The sequence below is a fragment of the Vibrio sp. T11.5 genome (genome assembly GCF_027587155.1).
In the GTDB taxonomy this organism is placed as follows: domain Bacteria; phylum Pseudomonadota; class Gammaproteobacteria; order Enterobacterales; family Vibrionaceae; genus Vibrio; species Vibrio neptunius.
This window is the reverse complement of sequence record NZ_JAPPTP010000012.1, coordinates 38,648-53,727: the sequence shown is the minus strand read 5'-3', so window position 1 is coordinate 53,727 and position 15,080 is coordinate 38,648. Positions and strand designations below refer to the sequence as shown.

The following is a 15,080-nucleotide window of genomic DNA, read 5'->3' as shown; positions in this document are numbered from 1 at the left end:
GCCAAGGCGACCTTTTTTATTATCCTTTCCAATCATACAAAGCTGGCACTTCAATCAACGAGCCTTTAAATAAAATCGCACTGCGCTGCGGTTCGATATGCTGTAGTTGAATGTCATTATTGATCCAGTCACCTTCACGATACTCGATGCCATTAACCTTCACCCAACGTTTATCAGGATTGCTTGAGTAAACATGGGTCTGGAAATTCATTGGCGGTAACTTTCCTTGCCACTGGCGACTGTGTATCGCAAGATCGGACGCCTTGCTGTCATCATACTTCGCCTCAGGGGTTGTACTTGATTCCAGAGCCGATTCAACCCGCATGGCAAGCTCAGGCGATAAACCTGATAAATCCAAACCATCTAGTAGCATATTGTTTTCTGACTTAGGAGTATGCTGAACACTCGGTTTAACAGGTACCTGTGGTTGAACCTTAGGAGTTAGATCTTGTTGGCCTACCAGTTCTATACGATCAGTATCGGTCTTAGCATATTCATAAGTTTCACGAAGGTCACTAAATGATGGATAAAGCAAAGTTTGATACGCAAACGGGACTTCTAGCACTTGAGGTTTCGCTTGATGACTTGCTTGCCATTCCACTCGTTGATCGAGGTAACTCTGGTATGTACCTAGGGCTCCCGTAACCAACGCAGGGGCTACCACAACCGTAGCTAATAACCAGCCTGATACAGTCCGTCGAGGTCGAGGATCATTGACCGACTGGTAAAGATTCATATTACTAAACGTCTGATGGTGTTGCTCTGAGTGTTCTAAAGCCTGCAGTACTTTTGACATTACGCTTTCTCCTCTGAGGCAGTTAACGAAGGGGCATGCTCTTGAGAGAGCTTTTCAAGACGCTCCAAGGTTCTTCGCCCTGCAATGCCATCAACATGGAGACCCTGCCATTGTTGGAACAGCTCAACCTTGCGCTTGAGTTCATGATCATAAGCATCGGACTCCCCTTCCGACTCACCCAGAACTTTAGATAGACGTTCATCTAATTCAGCAATTGCTCGTCCTGACATATTAGGTTTAAGAGTCTGATGCCAGTAACTTTGCCAGATCTGGTGATATTGCCCCTGCCAGAGCTCTTTGAGTTTGGTGATAGGCAATTCGATTCGCTCCATTCCTAACAATAGCTGAGCCGAATTCGGTGTGAGTTTATATAGCACAGCATAACTTTGCAGGCCGTCTTTACTGAGGGACAAGAGTACGGGAACATCCCCTTGCCTGATCGTATTTAACGTACCTCGTGATTGAGTACAGCGGAATACACTTTGATCACTTTGCTGACAAAGACGCTCAGCGACAGATGCATTAAAACCCCATACATGGTAAAGCTGCGCAATACCCTGCTGAAAATCCGTTGCACGAGCAAGAGTGGACTGTAGTTCAACAGGGAAGACTTCCTTTTCTAACACTTCAACATCTGACACTGGATACGCTTCACTCAGGTACGATTCAATTGACGCATTCAGAAACCTAGGAGTCAACCAATAACTACCGACAGCTAATATTGCCCCAACGGCAGCAGCGATAGTCAGAGGAGAACGGCGTGGCAATGAAGGCGTAGAATGAACCGACTGATATGAGGTTTGAAAACTCATCACCTCTTCACAAGCCGCTTCGACACTAGAATGACTTGGTACCGTTTCACCAATACTATACGCTCGTTTCAAAGCAGCATCACAAATCAGATTAATCAGGCGTGGTATGCCCAGTGACTCAGTTGCAATATGTTTGAGTGACTTAGCAGAGAACAAACTCACTTCACCACCCGCCAATTCAAGACGATACTGAATATAATTAGCGGTTTCTTTGCTATCCAATGGCAATAGGTGATATCGTCCCGTAATACGCTGCGCTAGCTGGCGTAATTGAGGCATCTGCAATTTCTGCTGCAGTTCTGGTTGGCCAACGAGTAGCACTTTGAGTAGCTTCTGGTTGTCCGTTTCAAGATTGGTCAATAAGCGCAACTGTTCTAGCACTTCAGCGGACAAATGCTGTGCTTCATCAATCACCAGCAAAGTCTGAATACCGTTCGCATATGTACTGAGCAGAAATTCATGAATCTTCTGATTCAGTTGTTTGAGCGTTGCGCCAGATTGATACTCAATAGAGAATTCATCGCAGATTGCTTCAAGCAATTCTATGCTTGAAAAGGTAGGGTTGAGTATTAAACCGGGCTGAGTATCCGTGCCGAGTGATTTCAGCAATGCACGTGCAACGGTTGTCTTACCTGTTCCCACTTCACCAGACAGCATCGCAAAGCCCCCACCCTCGCCAAGGCCCGCTTGTAGGCGAAACAGCGCTTCTTTATGCCTTTGGCTTTGGAACAGGAAACGAGAATTCGGCACAATCGAAAACGGCAGCTCTGTGAATCCAAAATGTTGTTTATACATACTTCTCGTCTCTGGGAATTTACCGATAAGAAAAGTACCATTGCTGGCATAAATAGCCAATTCTAAAATCCGAATTTAAGAGAGACATCTGTGCAAATATTTCTGGTTGGTGGTGCAGTCCGCGATAAACTGCTGAAAATCGACGTTTACGACCAAGACTGGGTAGTAGTTGGCGCATCGCCTCAGCTTTTGCTCGAACAAGGATTTGTCACTGTTGGAAAGGACTTCCCCGTGTTCCTGCACCCAAAAACCAAGCAAGAGCATGCCCTAGCAAGAACCGAACGCAAAACAGGTTCGGGCTACAAAGGCTTTGATTGTTATTTTGCTCCTGATGTCACCCTTGAAGAAGACTTGATCCGCCGAGATCTGACCATCAATGCAATGGCAGAAGATAAGCAAGGTCGGATTATCGACCCTTACGGCGGCCAAAAAGATCTCAATAATCGCGTTCTTCGCCACGTTTCAGATGCTTTTACAGAAGATCCTCTTCGCGTACTCCGAGTCGCACGTTTCGCGGCGAAACTACATCACCTTGGTTTTACCATCGCTCCAGAAACTCAACAGTTAATGGCTCAGATTGTCGAGTCTGGAGAACTTGCGCATTTAACAGCTGAGCGTGTGTGGCAGGAATGGCACAAATCGCTCTCAACCCAAGATCCGCAAGTTTTTCTATCGGTGCTTCGCGACTGCGGTGCCCTCAAAGTGATTCTTCCCGAACTGGATCGCTTGTTTGGTGTACCTCAACCAGAAAAATGGCACCCGGAAATCGATACAGGTATTCATAACCTTTTAGTGGCGAAACAGGCAGCTTTGCTTAGCCCATCAACCAAAGTGCGCTTTGCTGCTCAGATGCACGACTTAGGCAAAGGCGTGACACCAAAGAATGAATGGCCAAGCCATAAAATGCACTGTCATACAGGGCTGAAGCTGATTAAATCGCTGTGTGAACGTGTCAGAGTCCCTAATGAATATCGTGACCTCGCATTGATGGTCTGTGAGCAGCACTCCAATATTCATCGAGCTGCAGAACTTCGCCCAGAAACCAAGCTCAAAGTTCTGAATAAGTTTGATGTTTGGCGTAAACAAGAGCGCTTAGAAGACATTCTGATTTGTTGTATGGCTGATAGTCGTGGACGCACTGGGTTTGAAGATATCGACTACCCGCAAAAAGCCATTTTTGAGCAAGCCTATCAAGCCGCACTTTCCGTCAACGTGCAAGACATTATTAAAGATGGGTTTAAGGGTGCGGGAATAAAAGAAGAAATGGAAAAGCGAAGAGTCGAGGCGATTCGAAAATAAGGATGCGGGATGCGGGATGCGGGATGCGGGATGCGGGATGCGGGATTATTCTCCCCCTCTAGTGAAAAACGCCGTCAACCACTTCAATAAATCCTCCCCTTTTCGAAGGACGAAGCCGTTCCCGATTCTCGGAGGGCGAAGCCCGTTCCCGCCTCCCAATAAAAAAAGCGCTCCACCTAGGTGGAGCGCTTCGAAAGCTTTAAAGCGAATAATTCAGCAAATTGCTATAAATTACTGACCTTTAACTTCTTTCAGACCGTTGTAAGGAGCACGCTTACCTAGTGCTTCTTCGATACGGATTAGCTGGTTGTACTTAGCAACACGGTCAGAACGGCTCATAGAACCCGTCTTGATTTGACCTGCAGCTGTACCTACCGCTAGGTCAGCGATAGTTGCATCTTCAGTTTCGCCAGAACGGTGAGAGATTACTGCAGTGTAACCTGCATCTTTAGCCATCTTGATTGCAGCTAGAGTCTCAGTTAGAGAACCGATTTGGTTGAACTTGATAAGGATAGAGTTAGCTACGCCTTTCTCGATACCTTCAGCAAGGATCTTAGTGTTAGTAACAAATAGATCGTCACCTACTAGTTGAAGCTTGTCACCTAGTAGTTCAGTTTGGTGCTTGAAACCATCCCAGTCAGACTCGTCTAGACCGTCTTCGATAGAAACGATTGGGAATTGGTTAGCTAGCTCAGCTAGGTAGTGGTTGAACTCTTCAGAAGAGAAAGTCTTACCTTCGCCTTTCATGTTATAGATGCCAGCTTCTTTGTCGAAGAACTCAGATGCTGCACAGTCCATCGCTAGAGTTACGTCTTTACCTAGTTCGTAACCAGCAGCAGCCACAGCTTCTGCGATAACTTCTAGCGCTTCAGCGTTAGACTTAAGGTTAGGAGCGAAACCACCTTCGTCACCAACTGCAGTGCTGTAGCCTTTAGACTTAAGAACTTTAGCTAGGTTGTGGAATACTTCTGCACCGATACGTAGGCCTTCTTTAAGAGTCTTAGCACCAACTGGTTGGATCATGAACTCTTGGATGTCAACGTTGTTGTCTGCGTGCTCACCACCGTTGATGATGTTCATCATTGGTAGAGGCATAGAGAACTGACCAGCAGTACCGTTTAGTTCAGCGACGTGCTCGTATAGAGGCATGCCTTTAGCTGCTGCTGCAGCTTTAGCGTTCGCTAGAGAAACAGCTAGGATAGCGTTAGCACCGAACTTAGATTTGTTCTCAGTACCGTCTAGCTCGATCATTACTGCGTCGATCGCAGCTTGGTCTTTAGCGTCTTTACCCACTAGAGCTTCCGCGATTTCACCGTTTACCGCTTCAACTGCTTTAAGAACACCTTTACCTAGGAAACGAGCTTTGTCACCGTCACGTAGCTCAAGAGCTTCACGTGAACCAGTTGATGCGCCAGATGGAGCAGCCGCCATACCTACGAAACCGCCTTCTAGGTGTACTTCAGCTTCTACAGTTGGGTTACCACGTGAGTCGATGATTTCACGACCTAGAACTTTAACGATCTTAGACATTAATGTTTCCTCTCGTTCAAATATAAATGTCAAATTTAAAAGGCAGCAGCACAACCTTCGCCACTGCCCGTATCCTTTTTACTTCTCTAATTCGCTGCGTTGGAATTCACCAGCCGCTTTTACGAACCCTGCGAATAGTGGGTGACCATCGCGAGGTGTCGAAGTGAACTCTGGGTGGAACTGAGCCGCTACAAACCATGGGTGAGCTGGATTCTCAATCACTTCCACAAGTTTCTTATCTGCTGACAGGCCCGACACTTTTAGACCCGCTTTTTCAATTTTTGGACGCAGATTATTGTTCACTTCGTAACGGTGGCGATGACGTTCATGAATCGTCGCGCTACCGTAGAGTTCACGAGCTTTAGTCCCTTTCTCTAGGTGACATAGCTGAGAACCAAGACGCATCGTACCGCCTAGATCAGACGTTTCGGTACGTTCTTCAACTTTACCTTCACCGTCTACCCACTCTGTGATCAAACCTACCACAGGGTACTTGGTCTCTTTGTTAAACTCTGTTGAATGTGCACCTTCCATACCCGCAACGTTACGCGCGTATTCAATCAGTGCTACTTGCATACCCAGACAAATACCTAGGTAAGGTACCTTGTTTTCACGAGCGTATTGCGCTGCACGAATTTTTCCTTCCACGCCACGATCACCGAAACCACCTGGAACAAGGATAGCATCTAGACCTTCTAGCGCTTCTTCACCTTTGGTTTCTACGTCTTGTGAATCAACGTATTTGATCTTAACGCTCAAACGGTTTTTTAATCCTGCGTGTTTCAGCGCTTCGTTGACTGACTTGTAAGCATCCGGCAGTTCGATGTACTTACCAACCATACCAATGGTCACCTCTGCCGTCGGGTTCGCTTCTTCATAGATAACCTGTTCCCACTCAGTCAGATCAGCTTCAGGAGCAGAAATACCGAAACGAGAACAGACAAGATCATCCAGACCTTGAGATTTGATCAGTTGAGGGATCTTGTAGATGGAATCGACGTCCTTCATAGAGATAACTGCTTTTTCTTGCACGTTACAGAAAAGAGCAATCTTCTTGCGCTCGTTCGCTGGGATCATACGATCTGAGCGACAAACTAGAATGTCTGGTTGAATACCGATAGACAGTAGCTCTTTAACAGAGTGTTGTGTCGGTTTCGTTTTCACTTCGCCCGCTGCGGCAAGGTAAGGAACCAATGTTAGGTGCATAAACATAGCACGTTCACGCCCCAGCTCTACGGCTAGCTGACGAATTGCTTCCATAAATGGTAGTGATTCGATATCACCCACAGTACCGCCGACTTCAACGATAGCAACATCATGACCTTCAGAACCAGCGATTACGCGGTCTTTGATGGCGTTAGTGATGTGAGGGATAACCTGAATCGTTGCACCTAGGTAATCACCGCGACGTTCTTTGCGGAGAACGTCTGCGTAAACACGACCGGCAGTGAAGTTGTTGCGCTTAGTCATCTTGGTACGAATGAAACGCTCGTAGTGACCAAGATCTAGGTCAGTTTCTGCGCCATCTTCCGTAACGAACACTTCACCATGCTGAGTTGGGCTCATTGTGCCCGGGTCAACGTTGATGTAAGGGTCAAGCTTCATCATAGTCACTTTAAGACCACGAGCTTCAAGAATAGCGGCAAGAGATGCTGCTGCAATACCTTTACCTAGAGAGGATACGACCCCGCCAGTAACAAAAATGTAATTTGTCGTCATGTTTAACCTGAAATTGGTTGAATGAGGGAAATGGATTTCTTCTGGACGGGAGATAAATATACCAGAAGACCCTTATCGCCACAACGTGAAATCTATCACACTGCTATTTTTTATTTTTTGCTTCAAATCAAATTCAAGCAGCTCGACACACTGGGTTTATTGTTACGATTCTCGACGTTTCACCTCATCCCACATGCTATCAAGTTGCTGTAAGTCGAAATCTGTCAACTGCTTACTTTGTTCAGCAACCATCTTCTCAACCCCTTTAAATCGCCGAGAGAATTTGAGATTTGCTTTACTTAATGCCGATTCAGGATTTTGCCCAAGATGCCGACTTAAGTTCACGACTGCAAACAACAAATCCCCCAGCTCAAGCTCAACTTTTTCATCATCAGGGGACACCTGCAGAGCCTCATCCATGACTTCATCAACCTCTTCGCGTACCTTGTCGACAACCGGGCCCAGCGAGTCCCAATCAAAGCCAAATTTGGCACATTGGTTCTGAATTTTGTTGGCACGTGAAAGCGCTGGGAGCGAACTCGGTATTGAGTCTAGGATACTTTGCTCTTTTTTGCCCAATTCAGCTTTTTCTTTGGCTTTTTCCGCTTCCCAGTTGGCGTTGATTTCTTCGTCTGATTCGAATTCAATATCAGAAAAGACGTGGGGATGACGGCGAGTCAGCTTCTCATTGACCGTGTCAACAACATCGGCGAATTCAAATAACCCCTGCTCTTTCGCCAACTGGCTGTAAAAGATAACCTGAAACAACAAATCCCCGAGTTCTTCCTGCAGATTCGGCCAATCACGATTGTGAATTGCATCCACTACTTCATACGTTTCCTCAATCGTATGCGGGACAATCGTGTCAAAGCTTTGTTTTAAATCCCACGGGCAACCACTCTCAGGATCACGAAGCCGCGCCATAATCTGTTCTAGCTGTTCAATCGGGTGACTCATTTTCTCTGTTCCTTTAAATCTATCTAAAGAAAAAGGTGAGCGGTACAACCACTCACCTTTAAAAATTTCTCGTCATCCCCAATCGCTCGTCTCACTCTAGGGAATGACCACTCTTTTTTACTAAGTAGTTGGCTCTTCTAACAAGGCAACAAACTTACGAGACTCCTGAGCATAGCTTGCCTATGTGATGGAGCGAGTATAGTGAAGTTAACGCAGTTAGAAAGCCAAATACGACGTAAAAACTAGCCGAGGCGTTTTACCGACATAACATCTTTAATCTGTTCAACTCGCTTCGACACACGCTGCAGAATCTCAATATTGGTGACCTCTAGATCAAAATCCATAATCGATAACTGCTTGCGATAATCAACACGACTTTTCATGCTGGTGACTTTAATTTTCTCGTTGGCAAACAAGGTGGTGATGTCTTTCAGTAATCCGCTGCGCTCCATCGCTTCTACACGAACTGTCAGGATATAAGAACCAACAAAGCCACTCCCCCATACGGTATCAATGATGCGTTCTGGTGCATGGTGGCGCAACTCTTCAAGCTGTTCACAGTCAGCGCGATGCACTGAAATACCTCGACCTTGGGTGATATAACCTGAGATTTCATCCCCTGGAATCGGCTGACAGCAGCGCGCAAGATGCGTCATCAGGTTATCAACCCCTTCCACAACGACTGCGTCTTTCTTAGGGCGACTTTGCGCTGGTGCTTTAGTCTCTGCTTCTTGAAGCTTTTCTAATGCTTGTTGATCTTCTTCCTCGGCGGTTGGCTTATTGACCAAGGCATTGATGTGGTTGATAACTTGGTTGATACGTAAGTCACCACTTCCGATACCAACGTACAGTTCATCAGTGCTATTGACGTTAAAACGCTTCAACGCATACTGCTCTGCATCTTTTAAAGTCGCACCAATTTTCTGCAATTCAACTTCGAGAATATCTCGCCCTGCTTCGACGTTTTTCTCTCGTGATTGTTTACGGAACCAAGCATTGATCTTAGCGCGCGCACGACCAGAAGTCACAAACCCCATTGATGGATTCAGCCAGTCTCGAGAAGGGTTCGGCTCTTTAGCAGTAATAATCTCGACCTGATCTCCCATAGAAAGCTTATGAGTAAACGGTACGATGCGGCCTGCAACTTTAGCGCCAATACAACGATGGCCGACTTCAGAGTGAATGTGGTAAGCAAAATCAAGTGGCGTAGCACCCATTGGTAAATCGACGACATCGCCACGAGGCGTGAAAGCATACACTCGGTCATCAAATACCTGACTGCGCACTTCATCAAGCATCTCGCCCGAATCAGACATTTCTTCCTGCCAATCGAGCAGTTTGCGCAGCCACGTGATTTTCTCATCGTACCCACTGCGACCGCCGCCACCTTCTTTATATTTCCAGTGCGCAGCGACGCCCAATTCTGAGTCTTCGTGCATGTCTTTGGTACGAATTTGAATCTCGATGGTTTTCCCTTCGGGACCAAGAATAACAGTATGAATTGACTGATATCCGTTTGGTTTTGGATTCGCGACGTAATCATCGAATTCACTTGGCAAATGCTTGTACTTAGTATGCACCGCACCCAAAGCCGCATAACAATCCTGAAGCTTATCAGCAATGATTCGAACGGCTCTAACATCAAACAGCTCATCAAATGCCAGACTCTTTTTCTGCATTTTGCGCCAGATACTATAGATATGTTTAGGACGACCGCTCACTTCCGCATTAATGCCTGAAGAAGTAATTTCATTAGAAAGGTCATTAACAAAGTCTGTAATGTACTGCTCTCGAACAATGCGACGCTCAGATAACTGCTTCGCTATTTGTTTGTAAGTCTCAGGTTGCTGATAACGGAACGCGTAATCTTCGATTTCCCACTTAAGCTGACCAATACCAAGACGATTGGCCAAAGGCGCATAGATGTTTGAACATTCTTTCGCTGCTGCCTGACGCACTTCGTCCGGAGCCTTCTTGACCTCAATCAGGTTACAGATTCGTTCTGCAAGTTTTATCACCACGCAGCGGAAATCATCCACCATAGCCAATAGCATGCGGCGAACATTATCTACTTGAGCAGAAGCTGCGCTCCCCTCCATAGTGACATTGAGTTGGCCCAGTGCAGCCATTTCTTCAACACCGTCAATCAGCTTGATCGTTTCTTTACCAAAATCCTCTTCCAAAACTTCGCGTTCGTATGCACCGCTGGACACCACTGGGAACAACAAGGCAGCCACTAACGTGGCTTTGTCCATGGAAAGGGTGATGAGGATTTCGATCATCTCTCTACCACGCCACAAGAGCAATGGTCCGCGATCGTTGTCTTCAAGAATCGTTTCGCAATGGCGGTACACCTCTTTAAGGCGCTTCGCGACTTTCGTGTCCTGCTCTAAGCTAGCAATCCAATTATCTAAATCAAACTGTTCATCTTGGTTCAAATGTGCGCTTCTTACCGCAACCATTGTCTTTGTCCTGTTATACTTTTTTCTTCGACCTAACCCACAGTGAGACCCTGCTCGAAAGGGTAAGTTCGCATTAATCCTTCACAAAAAGCGCCATGGATTCTAAGTGACTGGTATGTGGGAACATGTCTAGCATTCCCAATCGTTGTAACTTGAACCCCTGACTAAGCAAGCTCTGCGAATCTCGCGCTAGAGTAGCAGGATTACAAGAAACATAAACGACTCTTGTCGCACCTAGCGATGAAACTTGCTCGACAATTCCACTGGCGCCAGCTCGTGCCGGATCCAGTAGTATTTTATCAAACTTTTCTCTCGCCCAGAGCTGACCAGACATATCTTGTTCCAAATTAGCCTGATAAAACTTAGCATTCTCAATCTGGTTTATTTGAGCATTGTGCGTGGCTTTGTTGACCATCTCATCAACCCCTTCCACTCCTGTTACGCTTTTTACCTGCTTAGCAATAGGTAGACTGAAGTTCCCTAGGCCGCAAAACAAATCCAATACTCGGTCTTGCTCAGATAAGGCCAGCCAATCCAGCGCCTGAGCAACCATATGTGCATTCACTTGTTGATTAACTTGAATAAAATTGTTTGGCTCGAAGGGGATAGTGACGCTTGTTTCCTGATAAACACCCGCTTCACCGGCTTCAAGCACCAACTGTTCATTGTTTGGCATCAGATAAAGCGTAATCTGATTAAGCTTGGCAAATTCAAGCAATGCATCATGATCTTTATCTTTCAGTGGTTTGAGATGACGCAAAACCAGAATGCGAGTGTTATCGGCTTTGACTAATTCAACATGGCCAAGTTGATCTTGTTGAGAAAAGCTCTTGAGCAATTGATGCAACTCTGGCAACAACTCATTCAACTCTGGCATCAATACTGGGCAGTGAGTCAAAGTCACTATATCCTTGCTCTGTCTCTTGCGAAAGCCGAACTGCAGTTGGCGTGTTTTTTTGTCCACCTTGACACTGATACGGGCGCGACGGCGGTACCCTTTTGTTTCACCTACAATCGGGGGTTCTAAATGAAGTGTCTGACCCGCAAACTTGCTCATCAGTTGACTCAATGTTTGCTGTTTATAAGCTTGCTGATGTTCACTACTCAGATGCTGCATGTTGCACCCGCCACATTGATCGTAATGAGGGCAGAAGGGCTCAACTCTCTGTTCACTCGTCGTTTGCACTTTGATGAGTGCCGCACGTGAGAACTTACTCTTACTTTCAATCAACTGAGCTAACACTTGCTCCCCAGGCAGTGCACCTTCAATAAATATCGGTTTTTTATTCTGATAAGCTATGCCGGCACCGTGGTGATCGAGTTTTTCAATCTTAAGCGATTGATGCTTTGTGTTGAGTTGAGTTTTCTTTTTGGGTTGGAAGAAACGCGCCATGCTTTGATCTGTGCCTTTTACTGTTGCTCTGTATTGCTGTCCAGGTGCACCTTTTCAGACCTGAATCGTTGTCTGAGCCGAACGAGTTGATTATGCTTAAGTATTCGACGGCTTCTTTTTGCGGAAGTTATTTTCCCATATCCACACCACGATGTTTAGATAATAATGACAAGATATGGCTTACGCGCCCGCGTTATTACCCTTACCCTCGCGCCGACGTTGATCATTGGCCTGTTATTGAGCGCGTTTTTCTCATTTAACCGCTACCACGATCTTGAAAAGCAGGTCATCAATTCAGGGTTAAGTATTATTGAACCCCTAGCCATTGCCAGTGAAGAAGGTCTAAAGAATAATAGCCGCGAGTCTGTTAGGCGGATTATTAGTTATGCGCACCGGAAAAACTCAAAGTTTGTCCGCAGTATTGCCGTTTTCGATTACAACCACGAATTATTCGTCACTTCCAACTTTCATCCAAACTTTGAATCTCTGACTTTCCCTCGCAACGAAGTCATTCCCCTATTGGTCACTTCAGACCTACAGGAGAACACACTAATCTTACGTGCTCCTATCATTACCGAGTCAGGGCTAATATCGACACCAAAAGGTCAAAACACTAATCCAGCACTTGGCTACATCGCCGTAGAGCTCGATCTTTCTTCCCTGCGCCTGCAACAATATCAAGAAATTTTCTCAGCCTTTTTGGTTCTGCTATCTGGGCTGGGCTTGTCAGCCATGTTTGCTTATCGACTGATGCACGATGTTACACGCCCGATTTCGCATATGAAAAATATGGTCGACCGAATCCGTCGTGGACACTTAGATGTTAGAATTGAAGGCAAGATGCATGGTGAGCTCGACTCCCTCAAAAATGGCATCAACGCCATGGCGGTCTCATTGTCGGAATACCATGTCGAAATGCAACATAGCATTGATCAGGCAACTTCAGACTTACGAGAAACTCTTGAACAGCTTGAGATTCAAAACGTTGAATTGGATATAGCCAAGAAACGAGCTCAGGAAGCTGCACGAGTGAAATCTGAGTTCCTTGCCAATATGTCTCACGAGCTTCGCACACCATTAAATGGGGTGATTGGGTTTACGCGTCAGATGCTAAAAACCAAACTGACTAACAGCCAAGCGGATTATTTACAGACCATTGAAAAATCAGCCAATAACCTGCTCAATATTATTAACGACATTTTGGATTTCTCTAAACTGGAAGCGGGCAAGTTAGCACTGGAAAATATTCCGTTTGAGTTCCAAGAAACACTCGAAGAAGTGGTCAGTTTACAAGCCACCAGCGCGCATGAAAAAGGCCTAGAACTGACACTCAAAGTGGATCATAAGATCCCGGCAGGTCTTGTTGGCGATCCGCTGCGAATCCAACAAGTACTGACTAACCTAGTTGGTAACTCAATCAAATTTACCGAGCGAGGGAACATTGACATCAGTGTTGAGCTTCGTTCACAAAAAGAAGATGTTGTTGAATTACAATTTATGGTGCGAGATACAGGCATTGGTATTTCTGAACGCCAACAATCACAATTATTCCAAGCTTTCAGCCAAGCAGATGCGAGTATTTCTCGCCGTTACGGCGGTACAGGACTTGGCTTAGTCATCACTCAGAAACTCGTTAGCCAGATGGGAGGTGAGATCAGTCTTACCAGTCGCTTACACCAAGGTTCGACGTTTTGGTTTACGCTGAGATTAAACTCAACCGATATGCCAATGAACGATTTACTCGAAACTCAGGTTCTGAAGCTTCGCACACTACTGCTTATTGAACCTAACATGCAAGCGGCTTCTGTCACTCAACAAACATTGGTACAAGAAGGTTTGATCGTAACCTATCGCTCATCAGTACCAGAAGAGGCTAGCCCGTTTGATTATGTATTGTTGAACCTTGCGCCGAATAGAGCCAACGAGCCTGAGCTTGTCGAACAGTGGGTAAAACAAGCCCAGAAATGCTCACCTCAAGTCGTGGTCGGTATTCCGAGTACTGCGTTGGCTTTGTCTGATCACTTAACACAGACCTATCACGTTCATTGCATTACGAAGCCATTATCTCGCCGAAAACTATTACAGATATTAGCCGCTAACCAGAACAGCTTACCGATGGTTGAGGTTGAACCAGCTTACAACGAGACGCTTCCTCTAACGGTTATGGCTGTTGATGACAACCCAGCAAACCTAAAATTGATCAGTGCCCTGCTTCAGGAACGGGTCGAAAAAGTGGTGACTTGTACTAACGGCCTCGATGCTGTAACTCAAGCTGAAAGTCAGCATTTCGATATCATCCTAATGGATATTCAGATGCCACACATGGATGGCGTGACCGCTTGTGGCAAAATCAAACAAACTGAGCTTAATGCTAACACTCCAGTGATCGCTGTTACCGCACACGCGATGAGTGGAGAACGTGACAGACTCCTTGGAGCCGGCATGGATGATTACCTCACTAAGCCAATTGAGGAGCATGTTTTGCAACAAGTCTTAATGCACTGGAACCCGCACACGCAACAATCAGAAATGGCTAAGATTGAGTTGCCGTCCAACATTGAAACGTCAGGGTTACCTTCATCAGCAGTGATTGAGCATGACAACATCATTATCGACTGGCAAGCAGCGCTAAAGCAATCCGCCAATAAAGAAGATCTTGCACGTGACATGCTGCAAATGCTGATCGACTTCATTCCTGAAGTGAATAGTGTGGTTGAAAGCGCTCTGGAAGAGGATGACTTTGACAGCGAGACACTGATCCATCACATACATAAGCTACACGGTAGCAGTTCATATTGTGGCGTCCCAAGACTGAAAAAAGTGTGTGCTACCATAGAGAGAGCCTTGCGTTCGGGTGAAAGTCTTGAAGATGTCGAACCGGAGCTGTTTGAGCTGCAAGACGAAATGGAGAAGGTCACCGCGAGTGCGGCGCCTTATTTAGACTCGTAAATAACAGTAGCAACGGCATAATGCCGTTCATCAGAAATAGACAGGTGGATGCTCACCACCTGTTTTTTTTGGGCAAACTCTAGGGCTTTACCAGACAAAGACAAATTTGGCGCACCGTATTCATCGTTGGTAATAGTGAAATCATGGAAAGTCACCCCCAATGCGATGCCGGTCCCTAATGCTTTAGACGCCGCTTCTTTAGCCGCAAAGCGCTTAGCTAAAAAGCGCCCTTGTTGCTTAAGCGATTGAAAGCGTTGTAACTCAATATCCGTCAAAATACGTCGAGCAAACGCTTCACCACTGCGGGACAGTGCCTTTTCAATACGTTCAATTTCCGCAATATCTGTCCCTAGACCTACAATCGCCAT

Annotated in this window: 10 protein-coding genes; 2 read left to right on the top strand and 8 right to left on the bottom strand. The window is 45.9% G+C overall.

Annotation, left to right across the window (positions count from 1 at the left end; all coding sequences use genetic code 11):
* Window positions 1–19: 19 nt before the first annotated feature.
* Both OH455_RS13510 and OH455_RS13505 read right to left on the bottom strand, forming a co-directional pair.
* Window positions 20–796 (bottom strand): general secretion pathway protein GspB, encoded by a 777-nt coding sequence (locus OH455_RS13510; protein ID WP_269981761.1) that lies wholly within the window; start codon window positions 794–796, stop codon window positions 20–22.
* On the bottom strand, window positions 796–2,403 hold the full coding sequence (locus OH455_RS13505; RefSeq protein ID WP_269981760.1) for an ExeA family protein: 1,608 nt from the start codon (window positions 2,401–2,403) through the stop codon (window positions 796–798). Before OH455_RS13505 ends, OH455_RS13510 begins: the two co-directional genes overlap by 1 nt.
* 90 nt (window positions 2,404–2,493) lie before the next feature.
* Here OH455_RS13505 and OH455_RS13500 point away from each other — a divergent pair, with 90 nt between their 5' ends.
* Window positions 2,494–3,702 (top strand): multifunctional CCA addition/repair protein, encoded by a 1,209-nt coding sequence (locus tag OH455_RS13500; protein WP_269981759.1) that lies wholly within the window; start codon window positions 2,494–2,496, stop codon window positions 3,700–3,702.
* 231 nt (window positions 3,703–3,933) lie between these two features.
* Here OH455_RS13500 and eno read toward each other — a convergent pair whose 3' ends face one another.
* The 5 genes from eno to rlmD form a co-directional block, all read right to left on the bottom strand.
* The gene (gene eno / locus OH455_RS13495; RefSeq protein ID WP_269981758.1) at window positions 3,934–5,232 is read right to left on the bottom strand and encodes a phosphopyruvate hydratase; all 1,299 of its coding nucleotides are present in this window, start codon (window positions 5,230–5,232) and stop codon (window positions 3,934–3,936) included.
* 78 nt (window positions 5,233–5,310) lie between these two features.
* Window positions 5,311–6,951 carry a CTP synthase gene (locus OH455_RS13490; protein WP_206369829.1) on the bottom strand — a complete coding sequence of 547 codons (1,641 nt, stop codon included), beginning with the start codon at window positions 6,949–6,951 and terminating at the stop codon, window positions 5,311–5,313.
* A gap of 162 nt (window positions 6,952–7,113) precedes the next feature.
* On the bottom strand, window positions 7,114–7,908 hold the full coding sequence (gene mazG / locus OH455_RS13485) for a nucleoside triphosphate pyrophosphohydrolase (RefSeq protein ID WP_269981757.1): 795 nt from the start codon (window positions 7,906–7,908) through the stop codon (window positions 7,114–7,116).
* Window positions 7,909–8,150: 242 nt separating this feature from the next.
* Window positions 8,151–10,370 (bottom strand): GTP diphosphokinase, encoded by a 2,220-nt coding sequence (gene relA / locus OH455_RS13480; protein WP_045975394.1) that lies wholly within the window; start codon window positions 10,368–10,370, stop codon window positions 8,151–8,153.
* Between the two features lie 73 nt (window positions 10,371–10,443).
* Entirely contained in the window at window positions 10,444–11,763 is a 1,320-nt protein-coding gene (rlmD, locus tag OH455_RS13475; protein ID WP_269981756.1) for a 23S rRNA (uracil(1939)-C(5))-methyltransferase RlmD, read from the bottom strand.
* Window positions 11,764–11,928: 165 nt separating this feature from the next.
* Between rlmD and barA the strand changes: the two genes are divergently transcribed.
* Window positions 11,929–14,712, top strand: a complete 2,784-nt coding sequence (gene barA, locus OH455_RS13470; protein ID WP_269981755.1) for a two-component sensor histidine kinase BarA — start codon at window positions 11,929–11,931, stop codon at window positions 14,710–14,712.
* Here the strand turns inward: barA and acpS are convergent.
* Window positions 14,697–15,080: a holo-ACP synthase gene (acpS, locus tag OH455_RS13465; protein WP_206369824.1), complete on the bottom strand. Its 384-nt coding sequence runs from the start codon at window positions 15,078–15,080 to the stop codon at window positions 14,697–14,699. The two genes, barA and acpS, sit on opposite strands and share 16 nt — an antisense overlap.

Coding starts and splice junctions, on each gene's coding strand:
- eno (WP_269981758.1), bottom strand. CDS start 5,232: ATGTCTAAGATCGTTAAAGTTCTAGGTCGTGAAATCATCGACTCACGT.
- OH455_RS13510 (WP_269981761.1), bottom strand. CDS start 796: ATGTCAAAAGTACTGCAGGCTTTAGAACACTCAGAGCAACACCATCAG.
- rlmD (WP_269981756.1), bottom strand. CDS start 11,763: ATGGCGCGTTTCTTCCAACCCAAAAAGAAAACTCAACTCAACACAAAG.
- barA (WP_269981755.1), top strand. CDS start 11,929: ATGACAAGATATGGCTTACGCGCCCGCGTTATTACCCTTACCCTCGCG.
- mazG (WP_269981757.1), bottom strand. CDS start 7,908: ATGAGTCACCCGATTGAACAGCTAGAACAGATTATGGCGCGGCTTCGT.
- OH455_RS13505 (WP_269981760.1), bottom strand. CDS start 2,403: ATGTATAAACAACATTTTGGATTCACAGAGCTGCCGTTTTCGATTGTG.
- OH455_RS13490 (WP_206369829.1), bottom strand. CDS start 6,951: ATGACGACAAATTACATTTTTGTTACTGGCGGGGTCGTATCCTCTCTA.
- relA (WP_045975394.1), bottom strand. CDS start 10,370: ATGGTTGCGGTAAGAAGCGCACATTTGAACCAAGATGAACAGTTTGAT.
- acpS (WP_206369824.1), bottom strand. CDS start 15,080: ATGGCGATTGTAGGTCTAGGGACAGATATTGCGGAAATTGAACGTATT.